The organism is Pseudomonas sp. P5_A12 (assembly GCF_056400685.1).
On record NZ_JBFUKU010000149.1, the window covers coordinates 1 to 13,856 of the forward strand.

Consider the following 13,856-nt stretch of genomic DNA (forward strand, 5'->3'; position numbering starts at 1 on the left):
GTCCAATGAACTGGCGGGCGTTGATGGCGCCTCGTTGTTCCATTGCACGGCCGGCAAGGATCGGACGGGCTGGACCGCCGCCGTGTTGCTGAGTGTTGCCGGGGTTGACAGCGCCACCATCATGAACGACTACCTGGCCACCAACGAATACACCGCCGCACGCGTGGCGGCGACGCTGGCGCACATGCCGCCGGAAATGGCAGCGATCTATGCGCCGCTCCTCGGTGTAGAAGCCAGTTACCTGCAAGCCAGTCTGGATCAAGTCACTGCGGAATTCGGCAGCATGGACAATTACCTCAAGCAAGGCCTTGGTTTGTCCCAGGAGACCATCTACGTGCTGCGCGGCAAGATGGTTTTTTATAACAGCCTGCCAGGCCAGGCCGGTCTCGTCGGCAACGCCGCCGCGGGTGCCGGGTTGCTGCAACAGCTGCAGAACAGCAACCTGTCAGGCACCTACAGCGACTACAACTATTACCTGCAATCGGCGATTGATGCCGGCACCCTTGGCGGTGTCGAGTCCACCGTTGGTGGCCAGGTGCACGCCGATGCTGCCAGCTACTTGCTGCGCCAGGGTGCAATGATCGACCAGGCCGCTGCGCCTTTCACCAGCGGCACGGACCTCAAGATCGGCCAATATCGCTTGTGGAGCACTGCACTGGCGGGCTATTTGGGCACCGATGGTTCGTCCGAGACCGCCAGCAGCAACGAGCATAGCCAAGGCTTGATGATCGGCCTGACGCAGCGCTTCACCGAACAACTCAGCGCCCACGCGGGTTTTGGATACAGCCGCGGTAACGTCGGCGGAGCGGGCGGTGAGGTGGACACTGACTGGACCTTTTTCACCGCCGGTGCCCGCTACGCACCGGACGGCCTGGAGCGTGGCCTGTTTGTCGACGCCGACGCCAACGCCGGCTGGCTTGACTACGAAAGCAAGCGCGACCTCGGTGGCGGATTGGGGACGGCCAAAGGCGACAGCCATGGCTACCTCTCCGGCGCAACCCTGGCGCTGGGCTATCGTGTGCCGGTGAGCGGCATGATCCTCGAACCGAGTCTCGGCCTGCGTGTCAGTCACCTGGACGTGTCCGGCTTCCAGGAGAAGGGCAGCGAGCTGGCCCTCGACGTCGACGATACCGAGGAAACCCGCCGCAGTGCAGTGGCCAATCTGAATGTGTCTTTTGCCCCGGTCGGCATGGGCAGTTGGCAACTGGTGCCGGGTGTCCAGGTGGGTTATGAGCATGTGCTGGGCGATAATGAAATCGATAGCGAAGGACAGTTGCTCGGCCTGGATATCGAACAACGCGCAGCCTTTGACAGCCGGGAGCTGTACTTCGGCGGGGTCAATCTCATGGCCAATCTTGGCCCGCTGAGCCTGGGTGCCGAAGTCGGTGCCAGCGGCGGAGGGGACAGCCACGGCTTCAGCGGTGGCCTCAAGGCCAGCTATTCGTTCTGACATTGCTGCATGGGTTCTGGCCGCCGCTATTCGGCGGCCTGGGCTTTATGCAGGACGATCCGGTTAGCGTCGGGCTCGCGTGCGCCCTGATTTCAAATCAGCGGGGCTGACACCATAGGCGTTCTGGAAGTACTGGCAAAACCTGCCGACATTGCTGAATCCAAACCGTAGGGCCACCTCGGTCACCGACGTCGGAACATCCTGCGCCAGCGCATCGTAGGCGCGCTCCAGCCGCACTTGCCGTTGATAGGCAACAATCGAAACGCCCACGAAGCGCCGAAAACCTTCCTGCAACGCGCGCTGGCTGACATTGCTCAGTCGGGCCAGATCCGTGCCACTGACCAGGTGCTCGGGATGCTCCTGAATGTACTCGACGGCCCGCTTCACATGCCGTGGCGCTATCAGCGGTGCAGGGCGCTGAAGGGCTTGCGTGAAGTTGTGCGGCCAGGCCTCCAGTACCGCGTCGATCAGCATTTCCCGAAGACGTGAAGGCATCAGCGTCCCCGAGTTGATCAGCAGGTCGAACTCAGTTCCTGTCGCCAGATCGATCAAGGCCTTGATGCCCTGGAAGGCCGGGATATTCAGGTCTACCACCGGCTCGAAGTGCAGCTTTTCCAGGATGGGCTTGTCCAGCAGCGTCGACAGTCTTTCGGTGAGTAGGGCGCGTCTGATCGAAATCCCGTGCTGGGCGTGATTGTCGAGAAAGTGCATCGAGCGGATATCGGCTTTGTCGATTGCCAGGCCAACGTGGATAACGCCCACCGAATCGGTGGTGTGATTGAAGACGATCTTGCCGGCAGTAGGAATGACGAAGGTGATTTCGTCATGGGGATCGGGAAACATCACTGTGAAGTCGCCGTGGTAATGCATCCTGCGGAAGCTGACGCCTTCATGTCTGCCGTAGACGCCACCAATGATGATATTGGCAGGTGGGGGCGACGTATCGGAGTAACGGTTGCCGAACATTGTCGAGAACAGCGCGCCAAAGTCATCGCAGCGCATGTCGTTGGATCTGAGGATGATTGGCTGGCGTGTCGGGGGTGAAAACACCTTGAGTGGCACCTTGGGTCGAAGGAACTTGGGTATAGGGGCGATCTGAGGTAGGCGGGGAGCCCGAAGACGTTAGCTGGCGTAGGTGACAGGTTTGTGACGGTGTGGGGTGTGGAGGGCGGCAGTGCTCAAGCTCCCGTGCTGGATGGATCATAAGCACGTCATCGATGACTTCCCCGCGATACAAACGTAATCTTGCCAATTCGCGTACCCAGACAAGAAAAAAAACAAGGAGTCATTGATGCAACCAATCCGTCTCGGCCTGGTGGGCTACGGCAAGATTGCCCAGGATCAACACGTTCCAGCGATCAACGCCAACCCCGCGTTCCAGTTGGTGTCTGTCGCAACGCAAGGGCAGCCCTGCGCCGGGGTAGAGAATTTTCAGTCCCTGAGCGAGTTGCTCGAAAACGGCCCGCATGTCGATGCGATTGCATTTTGCACACCGCCGCAAGGGCGATTCGCTCTGGTGCAAGAAGCGCTGGCCGCTGGCAAACACGTGCTGGTAGAAAAGCCGCCGTGCGCCACGTTGGGTGAAGCGATGGCGTTGGTGAATCAGGCAGAGGAGCAAGGTGTCAGTGGCTTGTTCGCCTGGCATTCACGCTACGCGCCCGGCATCGAAGCGGCCCGTGACTGGCTGGCCACCCGTACCCTGCAAAGCGTACAGATCGACTGGAAGGAAGATGTGCGCAAGTGGCACCCCGGCCAGGCATGGATCTGGCAGCCAGGAGGCTTGGGGGTTTTCGATCCCGGCATCAATGCCTTGTCGATTGCAACCCATCTGCTGGCGTTGCCGCTGTTTGTCGAGTCTGCTGAACTGCGCGTCCCCGGCAACTGCCAGTCGCCTATTGCCGCTTCCATCAAAATGTCTGACGCGCGCCACCTCGATGTCCGCGCGGAGTTCGATTTCGACCACGGTCATGAGGAACTCTGGAGCATCGAGATTCGCTGCACCGAAGGCATCCTGCGACTGGACAACGGTGGAGCGCTGTTGAGTATTGACGGCGTGCGCCAAGCCGTATCGGAGGAGGGTGAGTACGCGGCGGTGTATCGACATTTTCAACAGCTGATTGACGACAAAGCCAGTGACCTGGACCTCCAGCCGCTGCGACTGGTTGCCGATAGTTTTTTTGTCGGCAGTCGGGCGTCGGTTGAGCCGTTCTACGATTAGCCGCCGCTGAAAGATTTAACCAATCTGTTGCATTGACCGGTTGAATCCGCAACCCAAAGCCGACTGTGATGATCGGCGGCTTTGGGATTGAAACGGTCATGTAAGCGTTTTTTTGCGTTTGCTGACGACATAACCAGCCGTTCGAAAGTCGACGCTAGCCTCCGCTGCCGCTGCCGCTGCCGCTGCCGCTGCCGCTGCCGCTGCCGCTGCCGCTGCCGCTGCTATTTTCCGGGTTATTGTTGACCCTGACCTGTGGTCCGACGCCATCTCCCGTCCGGAATGTCGGTAACGCAACCGAGTTCACGAATTTCACGCCGTCCCAGCTCGGCAAGGGCGTGGGCATCAATTGGATCTGGCCCGGGTGCTCAGAGTCCCAGCGCAGCAGCATCGACATGTCCTCATGCTGTGTGTTGTGGCAGTGCTCCATGTAGGTACCGGCAAACTCACGGATGCGTATGGCTATCTCGACATTGTCGAGGCTGTCAGGATCGGGGCCTATACGGTAGATATCTTTGCGCGCGCCTTTTTCCCATTCGGGTGGTGTTTTGCCACCTCGACTGAGAATGATCCCTTCCTCGAAGTGCACGTGCACCGGGTGATCCCAGCCATTGCCGCCGTTCTGCATCTTCCAGACTTCCAGCGTGCCTTCACCCTTGAACCCTGCCGGTGTCGGGCCAGTGGCCAATTGTGGTGCGGCTGAAATCCGGCGCGGGTTCATGTTGAAGCCTGGGCCGCCATCGGTCTTGATCGTCCAGGGCGTAAGATCCGTGCCATCGGAGCGGCCAAAAATAAAGGAGCGGTGCCGCGCCTGGGCAAGCCGGGCGATATCGGCAGGGTCATCACGGTGCAAGGGGAGCGGGATCATGATCTTGCCCTCGGGCTTGCCAGGCTTGGCGGGCTCGAAATCGACCGGATTCATGCTGACATCCTGGCCGGTGTAGGGCTTGACGTTCAGCTGCATGAACACGCCCACGCCCGGGTCACCCTTGTCCCACTGTGGCCCGTTGCTGGTTTGCCTGACAACGGGCAGGTACGTCCCGGAGAGTACATCCGCCAATGGAATGTCACGTTTGGGAAGCTTGCCGTTTTCATGCTCCTCGATGTTGACGAAGAAAATCTTGTCGCCTGGCTTGATGCCGTTTTTCGCGAAGTCGACGACGATGTCATAGCGTTCGGCAATGCCCAGCATCGGCAAAATGGCATTGTTGTCCTGTTTGTCGCCGTCACCATCGAGGTCCAGGCTGCCATCGAATGGCACCGCGTGCTCCATGATATTGCCGTCGTTGGCAATCATGTGGAACGGCACCCGGTTATAGGAAACCCCGGAGTTTCTCGGGCCAGGAAACTCGCCGCCATTCCCATTGACCTGACGCACCACCGCCAGCCTGAAGAAGCGAGATACCGATCCGTTGAGAATGCGGAAACGGTAGCGGCGGGCACGTACGTCCAGGAAGGGCTTGTACTCCCAGTTGGTCAGCACCTGGTCACCGAGAAAACCGTCGGTGTTGAAGGGGTTGAACCACAACTGGCCGGCCTGATCCCAGGCCTTGTCGGCGATCGTCAAGTTGATGTCATAGTCGCGGTTACCCCACCCCAGTCCCGAACCGCTGGGCAAGCGCAGGTTGACCCCGTCGTTGACCGACTCGTTGCCACGGTCCACGGCGCTGTAGTAGTTCATCATCGTCGCATTGCCCTTGTAGACGTTCTGCGCGGTGAAATCGAGCATGTGGTCGTGGAACCAGTGAGTGCTCATGGTTTCGCGCCAGTCGCCACGGATCTTKATGGTGCCGTTGTTGCAGGTCTTTATGCCGGGGTTGACGTCGTTGACGAAAATCTTTTCACCGGGGTCGCACGGGAACGCTGCCCGGGCGTCCTGGGCATTGGTATTGATGCTGTCGTAACCGGCCAACTGGATCGGCCAGCGATAGTCGTAGTACTGGCCCGGGAAGAAGAACGCGTTGGCAAATCCGTCGCTTTCCGCGGGCGAGTGGCCGTTATGTTCATGGGTGGTGATGGTGTGCAGGCCAAAGCCCCGGTTGGCCGATGGGTCAATGGGCAAGGCATCGTAATGACGCATCAGCATCGCTTGGCCATAGCGTACTTGAAGCAGTTTGGGCGGAAAGGTGCCGTCGAATGACCACAGCGCATTGTGGTCCTGGACAGGCATGTTGGGATGAAACTGCACTTGAATGCCCTTGGTTGTGCCCTCGTTGGCCGGGTCGCCATTGGTGTTGTGATAGAGCCCGCCTGGCGCAAATTCCCCCACGGCGTAGTTATGCCGTTGCATACGATCCCGTAAGCCGCTGTTGACGTGCGCACCTGCTTGCACCGTCTTGAAGGCGTTGCGCGGGAAAAACTCATTGAAACGCTGGTGCGACCAGCCTTTACCCGGTGGCCGGCCTTCTGCGGGCGAATCGACTCGACGATTGAGGAAATCCTCGATCTGCGCCTTCCACGGGTTGCGGTCCAGTACATTGGAGAACTCTGTCGGGAAGGGCGTCAATGCTGGCTGCCTGAGAAAGGCATCCAGCGCAGCCGGCGACGGACCGCTACGCGCCACCTTCAATGGATCTTGCGCCGGTGCGGGGCCTACCGTCGGAACTGGAAACGGAACCGGTGATGGCGGGTCGGTCGCATCCAGTTTGTTCGAGCCGAATTCCTCGAAAAGTTCAAGCTTCTGCGAAAACGGTTGAGCCCCGAACACTGGGCTGGCATTACCGTTGGTGGGGATGTTGAAGCTGGTTTGCAGATTGGGTGGCAGCACATTGTCGACCAAGGGGGTCTTGCGGTTACCAGCCACTCCATTGGGTAAGTCGAAGGCGCCGACGTTTGCGGGAGGCTGCTTGAGCAAGTCCCTCAATGCCGCATTGGGATCGGCGGGCTGATTGGTGAACGCCGATGGGTCGGTAGGAGGCGGGGGATCGGTGTTGTCGAGGGGGACTGCCTGGGTCTGGGACAAGCCCAGCCCCAACATGATCGCGGCAGCAGAGATACTCAACGCCAGCCTGGTTTTGGACAAAGGACTAGGTTTCAACCTTCCGGTATCTAGTTTCATCGCAAACACCTCTGACGGGTTTCTCGAAGCACGTGGCAATACATGGGCAGCGAGCCACTGCTTCTTGCCCGGCTGACGAAACTTTTGATTTCGAGCCGGTATAGGGACGAAGCATATTTCCAGCCAAAAATGACAGGAAGTGACTGATGGCTCTACGCCGAGCACCTCATGTCGGATGGCTTTAAGCGGGCGTAAGAGAGGCCAGGGTAAAAGCCCCGATGACGGGGAATATCCCCCAATACAGGGTGCAATTGTGCGGGGTGTTTGGGCTAAGCGAAGTTGTGCCAAAGTGCAGCAGAGCGACTGTGGGCGGATCAAAGATGGATCCGGGTTTTATGAGGCTGTAAGTTTTTTCAGTATTTTTAGCGGCCTTTTAAAACAATGGGTTGGGGTATAAATGTTTAGTGTCTTGTAACAATGATAGCTAATGAGAATCGACTTTTATCCGACCAAAGCCTGATTTTCGAACGCCTGGAGCCTGGAAAATACGAATGGTGAGCTGCGGCGTCCCGCGTTCCCTGCTATTAATGAATGATTGTTCGAATGCTAATCCTTCCGGGAGCACGTCATGAGTTCATTTATTCGCATCGGCATTGCCGACGACCATCCGTTGTTGCGTGAGGGGGTTGCCAATACGTTGAAAAAACGGGCAGATCTTCAGGTTGTGGAGCAGGGCGCCAATGCGCAAGACGCCAGGGATATTGCCCAGAGGGTGCGTCCGGATGTGATGCTGATGGACGTCAATATGCCGGGCGATGTTTTCGACGCGGTGCGGTTCATTTCCACTGAGTTGTCGGATGTGAAGGTGCTGATGCTGACGGTGTCAGAGTCCGAAGATGATGCCTTTATGGCTCTGGAGGCCGGCGCGCGCGGGTATGTGTTGAAAGGTGTCAGCGGACCGGATCTGGTCCAGGCGATCAGGTCGGTTGCCAAGGGGGAGACGTATATCACCCCCGAGTTTGCCAACAAACTGCTGAATAACATCAAGAAACACGAAGCGGAAAATCAAAAGTTTGATCTGACCCCTCGGGAGGAGGAGGTCATTCGTGAGGTTTCAATGGGGCTGACCAATAGGGAAGTTGCGACAAAGCTGTTGATCAGCGAAAAAACCGTCAAACACCACATGGGCTGTGTGATGCAGAAACTGAACGCCCGAAATCGTGTCGAGGCGGTCACGGCCCTACGGCATTACAGGGAGCGCGAAGCTCTCGGGCGGCTTCACATCGGCGCAGGGAAAACATTAATGGATGCCMAGGGCGGCTCCTGACTAAAGTTTGAACTGTGCATTGACCGACGTTCCAGAGGCGCAAGAGTCGATGCTGAACAACCCGCCCAGAGATTCAACGCGATAACGCAAACCGGCGAGGCCCAATCGGGTTCTGCCGGATGTATCGAGTTGCAGGGCGTCMTCCGCCATGCCCGGACCACTGTCCCTGACGCTGATTTTCAATACTTTATCAATGCACTTCGCCTGGATGACCTGACCCTCGCCGTTGGCATGACGGTAAGCGTTGTTGAGAGTTTCTTGCACAAAACGGTACAAACAGAGTTTGAGCGGCAGTGGCGCGGCCTTCGGCAGCTGCCCCAGGGTTAATGTGACTTTGGTGCCAGTGCGTTGCTCGTGCCGTTGCGCCACCAGCTGCAACTCTTCCACCAGGCTCAAGTCGTTGATTTCCGGTAGTGCCAGGCCTCGTGATAAATCGCGGACCTCCCGCAATGCGTCGGTGGCGGCGCCACGAATGGTTTCCAGCGACTCCTGATCGACCGCCGAGCAGTTTTCGGCCAAGTCGTCGAGCCGGATCAGAATCAAGGTCAGTAACTGCGCCGGCCCATCGTGCAGGTCTGCACCAATGCGCCGCAAGGTGAGTTCGTTGACCCGGGAAAACTCCTGGGTCGCCGTCGCCATCTTGCGCTGGAGTTCGGCATTGCTGATGTGCAAACGGGTTTGCTCCTGCAGGCGTAAGTGCAGTGCCACTTGTTGGCGCTGAATAATCTTGTCACCCCGTCGCACGATGAAGAAAAGCAGCGTCAGCATTGCCAGCGTCGCGGCGCCAACGACCACCCATACCCGCTGTCTGACGCGATTGATCTCGCGCTTGAGGCTATCGGCCTTTTCATAAAATTCGCCGACTGCGATGACTTTCCTGGAGCTTGAATCCCGCAGGGGTGCGTAAATCTCATAGAGCGGCACGTTCAGGGTGCGCTCGAACTCGTTCTCATCCTGGCTCAGTTCTTCAAGGTCGGTGACCACTTTGCCCTTGAGTGCCTCGGTGACGTGATCCGGTGGGAATTTTTGGTTGGTGAGGGCTTTATTCGTGCTGTAGACCACCGTGCCATCCGCCCGCCAGATCTTGATCGAGACAATGTGCTGTTGTAGCGCACGACTTTGCGCGAGGCGGTCCAGGGACTGGACACTTGCAGCCGAGAGGCTGTTGTCCYGGCTCATCTCCTGCACATAGGGCTCAAGAAACGTATCCATGTACTGAGCGGCTGCTTCTGCCGCGCTTTGTACCGCGGCACTTTCTATGCCTTCGCTCACCAGTTTGCCGACGGAAAACATGGTCAGTCCCAGGATCACCGCAGCGGCAATGACAAACTGGGTCGAGCGACTCAGGTTGCGCGCCCGGCACTTGATCCGAGTGCGCCAGATTCCATTGCGAACCACATCGGAAGCAGGGGCTGGTTCGACGAGAACATCAGTCTCCTGCGCGATAAAAGTCTCGTTTTTTGATTCGACTTTTGCATCTTTTACCATCGATTGGGTTCCCTGATCATCGTGATAAGTCGGTTGGAAAACTCTGCAGCTCAACGGATATCTGGAGTCTGGCACTTATCGGCTAAAGCGCTTCACCCTCAATCAAAATGATATTTCGGTTCTTGACCAGCAGTTTCCTTTTCGACGTTGTTAATAGCAACTGACTCTCATTGTTATGTTGGTGGAATTTTCGACGGGGGGACGTAAGTGAGCCATTCTTACCCGGATATCGATCGCCGCTTCATCACCTTGGCCTCATGCGAGTACAGCTATGCTTTATTGGATGTTGGTCTTCGTCCCCATTCCTATCCTCTTGAAGTTCATTGCGCCACAGCAGGACTTGCTGATCTTTCTGGCTGCTGCTTTGGCCATTGTGCCACTGGCCGGATGGCTGGGCCGGGCGACGGAGCAACTGGCGGAGCGTTCTGGAGAAGGGGTCGGTGGACTGCTCAACGCCACGTTCGGCAACGCCACTGAACTGATCATCGCCATTAGCGCCTTGCGGGCCGGATTGCACGATGTGGTGAAAGCCTCCCTGATCGGCTCCATTGTCGGCAATATCCTGCTGGTGCTGGGGGCCTCCATGCTCGCCGGCGGGCTGCGTCATAAGGAGCAGCAATTCAATGCCCTCGCAGCTCGCTCCCAAGCCACGTTACTGACCATGGCGACCATCGCGCTTGTTTTGGCGGCTGCCTACAACGCGGTGGTGGCGCCTCGAGCACCTGAAGGGCTGCAGAGGTTGAGCTTATATATCGCTGTAGTCTTGCTGCTGGTGTATGGGCTGTTTCTGGTGTACTCGCTGATTACCCACAAGAACCTGTTTGCCGGGGACCCCCATGTGGCGAGCGACGGGCAGCAGTCCCCACTTTGGTCAAAGAGCAAGGCGTTGCTGGTTTTGGCCGCGGCGACGCTGTTGATCGCCTGGGTCAGCGAGATTTTGGTGGCGGCCATCGAGCCAAGTGCGCATCAACTAGGCCTCAGCAATCTCTTTGTCGGCGTTTTCATTGTCGCGATACTCGGAAACGCCGCTGAACATTCTTCCGCGGTTTCAGCGGCCATGAAAAACCGCATGGACCTCTCGCTCTCGATTGCGATTGGTTCCAGCGTTCAGGTCGCCCTTTTCGTGGCCCCGGTTCTCGTGCTGGTCAGCTACGCCATCGGTTCGGCACCGATGGACCTGGCGTTTTCCGGTGGTTTGGTCCTCAGTGTGCTGCTGGCCGTTCTGATTACCGGTCAGGTGGCCGGCGACGGACGATCCGACTGGCTGAAGGGGGTGCAACTACTCGCCGTCTACTTGATCCTCGGCCTGGCCTATTTCTTTACACCTGATGTGGCGGCCTGAATGCCTGAGGATTGCGAATCTCTCACTTACAGGTGATCATGTGCGCCATATAGGTAGGGGGGGTATGGTATGGCGCACATTCACGGGCAAAAAGACGATCTATTGAAACGGGTAAAACGCATCGCCGGACAGGTTCAGGCGATAGAGCGAGCGCTGGAGTCAGAGGCCGATTGCGCCAAGACTTTGCATCTCGTCGCGGCAACTCGCGGGGCCATGAACGGTCTGATGGATGAAATCATCGAAGCTCACGCGCATGCACATGTCGCCAATCCTGAACTGAGCGATGAGGAGCGGGCCAAAGGCGTCGAAGAACTGCTCGAAGCCATCCGCCGTTACTCCAAATAGGACCGGTGATGCCAAATTTCGCAGAACTGCTTCAACAGGGTGGCGCCCACGCGTGGCTCTATTTTCCCAGCGCGATACTGCTGGGGGTCTTGCACGGGCTTGAGCCCGGCCATTCAAAAACCATGATGGCGGCGTTCATCGTGGCCATTCGTGGCTCGGTCAAACAAGCGGTGTTGTTGGGCCTGGCCGCAACGCTGTCGCATACGGCGGTGGTCTGGTTGGTCGCTATTGGTGGTATGTACCTGGGCAAGGGGCTGGACGCGCAAACCACCGAGCCGTATTTCCAACTCGCATCCGCTGCACTGATTATTTTGATCGCGCTCTGGATGCTGTGGCGCACCTGGCGTGGCGAACAGATGTTCAAGTTCGAGCAAGGTGAAGGTCATCACCATGATGAACATGATCACAGTCACCACGATGAAACCCAGCGTATCGATACCGGTCATGGCCGTGTCGAGCTTTCGATTTTCGAAGCCGGCATGCCACCGCATTGGCGCCTGAAAGCATTGAGCGGGCATGCCTGGGGCGCTGCGGATGTCCGGGTGCTGACGACGCGTGCGGACGGCAGCACCCAAGCGTTCTCATTTATTGAACATGACGGTTTTCTGCAATCGACGGCGGACATTCCCGAACCCCATGAATTCAGCGTTCGCTTGAGCCTTGGGCACGCCGGGCACTCACATGACTACGACCTGGAATACCTGGAGCATGATCACGGGCATTCGCACGCGGAACTGGAAGGCCTGGAATTGTCGGTTGATGGTTATCAGGACGCACATGAACGCGCCCATGCCAATGACATCCGCAAGCGCTTTACCCATCGTGAAGTGACCACAGGCCAGATCATCGTGTTCGGTTTGACGGGAGGGCTGATTCCTTGCCCGGCGGCCATCACCGTTTTGCTGCTCTGTCTTCAGGTCAAGGAAGTCGCCTTGGGTGGCGCACTCGTCTTGTGCTTCAGTATTGGTTTAGCAATTACGCTGGTTTCGGTCGGCGCGGCGGCAGCCATAGGCGCCCGGCAAGCGACCAATCACTGGCCGTGGTTGGGTGCGATTGCGCGTCGGGCACCTTATCTGTCCGGCGCGTTGATTATCGGCGTGGGCTTGTATGTCGGTATGCATGGCTGGATCGGGTTGAATGCTTAAGACGCTTTGAATGGGCACAGATCTGCTTGGTGCACGAAAAAGGCCGGCTGATCAGGCCTGATAGTGTTCACTTCAGCCATAGAGGGCCTTGTAGCAGCCGGCTGCGCCAGCTACAAATCCCCTCAACCAGCTCTGACTCACCACCCTCCCCGTAGCAGCTGWCGAGCAGRGCGAGGCTGCGTCTGCTGTTTGCCTGACAACACTCAATTGCCGGGATTGCGACGGCTACGCCGCCGAACGCAGCCTCGCYCTGCTCGACAGCTGCTACAAATCCCCTCCAGCTCTGACTCACCACCCTCCCTGTAGCAGCTGTCGAGCAGAGCGAGGCTGCGTCTGGGATTTGCCTGACAAAACGCGATTGCCCGGTGAGGTTCAAGACGGTATCTACAGAATTGTGTCGCTCCTTAAACGAATAGCATCAGGGCTGATCAGGCCGGGCTTTTCAGTGAGTATCGCGGTAATGCCATGCGCTTGATGCAGACTAACCGGTCATTGAGCGGCGACGCATAGCTCCCCGGTGGCGCGGATCAGGGCCTGGCCGTGCAGTTGATCCTTGATCAGGCTGGCGCGCACGGTTCCCAGCCAGTCTGGGCAGCTGGGGTCATTGCGATAGGGCACGAAGTCGGCGTATTGCCGCAACAGGCGGTGTTGCAGCTCATCCAGTTGTGGCCTGATTTGATTGAGGAGGTCCGGCCTTGGCGTGTCCGGTGCCTTGTCCGCCGCGTGCCATTGTGCGAGCAGGCCGTATTGCACCAACTTGTTGGCTTCGATTTGTGCGGCGATCAGCTCGGCAGCCTCGTCCGAATTCAGCTGGCGGCTCACGGCAATCTTCCTGGCATTGTCGATAAGCTGAGTTTCCCGGGCCGTGTCCTGGATCGGTTTGCCACTRTCCCATTTGGTCAACGCCGCCAGATCAGCAATGTTCAAGCGCTCGTTGATCGTCACCAGCAGCGGTAACAAGCTATCGGGTTCCGGGGAGGGTGTACCGGCCTGGACGCCTCCAGCGAATAAAGCGAACAGGGCGCACGTCAGCAGTTGCGGCAAGCGTTGGGAGTGGAGCATGGGCAAACCTCATTGAGCGCAAAATTCGCTATCAGGTCTATGTACCACAGGTGCGGCAGAGGCTTTAAGTGGGGACTGATTTATTTGTGCACGAAAAAGCCCGGCTTGTTTGGCCGGGCTTTTTGTTGAGTGCTGCGGGAAGGCTATTCATTCATGCAGCGCGATACTTGATCAAACGGTCAGCACCACCTTCGGCGACGCGGTTCTGCATCAGACGGTCAGAACCATCAGCGGCTACACGATTCTCGATCAGGCGATCGGAACCATCAGCGGCTACACGATTCTCGATCAGGCGGTCGGAACCATCAGCGGCCACACGATTCTCGATCAAACGATCTGAACCATCAGCGGCCACACGATTCTCGATCAAACGATCTGAACCATCAGCAGCCACACGGTTCTCGATCAGACGATCCGAACCCCCTTCAGCCACACGGCTTTCAATCAGACGATCCGAGCCGCCTTCAGCGACCACAGGTTGAGC

Annotated in this window: 11 protein-coding genes; 6 read left to right on the top strand and 5 right to left on the bottom strand. The window is 58.0% G+C overall.

What is annotated here, in order from left to right:
• On the top strand, positions 1–1,450 hold a 1,450-nt coding region (locus tag AC1DSG_RS19020), incomplete at its 5' end, for a tyrosine-protein phosphatase (RefSeq protein ID WP_477792267.1).
• Positions 1,451–1,513: 63 nt separating this feature from the next.
• Here the strand turns inward: AC1DSG_RS19020 and AC1DSG_RS19025 are convergent.
• The gene (locus tag AC1DSG_RS19025; RefSeq protein ID WP_477792268.1) at positions 1,514–2,500 is read right to left on the bottom strand and encodes an AraC family transcriptional regulator; all 987 of its coding nucleotides are present in this window, start codon (positions 2,498–2,500) and stop codon (positions 1,514–1,516) included.
• A gap of 241 nt (positions 2,501–2,741) precedes the next feature.
• Here AC1DSG_RS19025 and AC1DSG_RS19030 point away from each other — a divergent pair, with 241 nt between their 5' ends.
• Positions 2,742–3,668, top strand: coding sequence for a Gfo/Idh/MocA family protein (locus tag AC1DSG_RS19030; RefSeq protein WP_477792269.1), 927 nt, complete (start codon positions 2,742–2,744; stop codon positions 3,666–3,668).
• 154 nt (positions 3,669–3,822) lie between these two features.
• Here the strand turns inward: AC1DSG_RS19030 and AC1DSG_RS19035 are convergent, their stop codons facing one another.
• Complete coding sequence (locus tag AC1DSG_RS19035) at positions 3,823–6,723, bottom strand: multicopper oxidase domain-containing protein (protein WP_477792270.1); 2,901 nt, start codon at positions 6,721–6,723, stop codon at positions 3,823–3,825.
• A gap of 568 nt (positions 6,724–7,291) precedes the next feature.
• Between AC1DSG_RS19035 and AC1DSG_RS19040 the strand changes: the two genes are divergently transcribed.
• Positions 7,292–7,990: a response regulator gene (locus AC1DSG_RS19040; protein WP_477792271.1), complete on the top strand. Its 699-nt coding sequence runs from the start codon at positions 7,292–7,294 to the stop codon at positions 7,988–7,990.
• On the opposite strand, the gene AC1DSG_RS19045 is transcribed toward AC1DSG_RS19040, so the two are convergent.
• Complete coding sequence (locus AC1DSG_RS19045) at positions 7,991–9,478, bottom strand: sensor histidine kinase (protein WP_477792272.1); 1,488 nt, start codon at positions 9,476–9,478, stop codon at positions 7,991–7,993.
• Between the two features lie 271 nt (positions 9,479–9,749).
• Here AC1DSG_RS19045 and cax point away from each other — a divergent pair, with 271 nt between their 5' ends.
• The 3 genes from cax (at position 9,750) to AC1DSG_RS19060 (ending at position 12,310) form a co-directional block, all read left to right on the top strand.
• Entirely contained in the window at positions 9,750–10,820 is a 1,071-nt protein-coding gene (gene cax, locus AC1DSG_RS19050; protein WP_477792273.1) for a calcium/proton exchanger, read from the top strand.
• Positions 10,821–10,889: 69 nt separating this feature from the next.
• Positions 10,890–11,165: a metal/formaldehyde-sensitive transcriptional repressor gene (locus AC1DSG_RS19055; protein WP_223517604.1), complete on the top strand. Its 276-nt coding sequence runs from the start codon at positions 10,890–10,892 to the stop codon at positions 11,163–11,165.
• Between the two features lie 8 nt (positions 11,166–11,173).
• Entirely contained in the window at positions 11,174–12,310 is a 1,137-nt protein-coding gene (locus AC1DSG_RS19060; protein WP_477792274.1) for a nickel/cobalt efflux transporter, read from the top strand.
• Between the two features lie 489 nt (positions 12,311–12,799).
• Here the strand turns inward: AC1DSG_RS19060 and AC1DSG_RS19065 are convergent, their stop codons facing one another.
• The gene (locus AC1DSG_RS19065) at positions 12,800–13,372 is read right to left on the bottom strand and encodes a chorismate mutase (protein WP_477792275.1); all 573 of its coding nucleotides are present in this window, start codon (positions 13,370–13,372) and stop codon (positions 12,800–12,802) included.
• Positions 13,373–13,523: 151 nt separating this feature from the next.
• Positions 13,524–13,856: hypothetical protein (locus AC1DSG_RS19070; RefSeq protein WP_477792276.1), on the bottom strand; the 333-nt coding region annotated here is incomplete at its 5' end.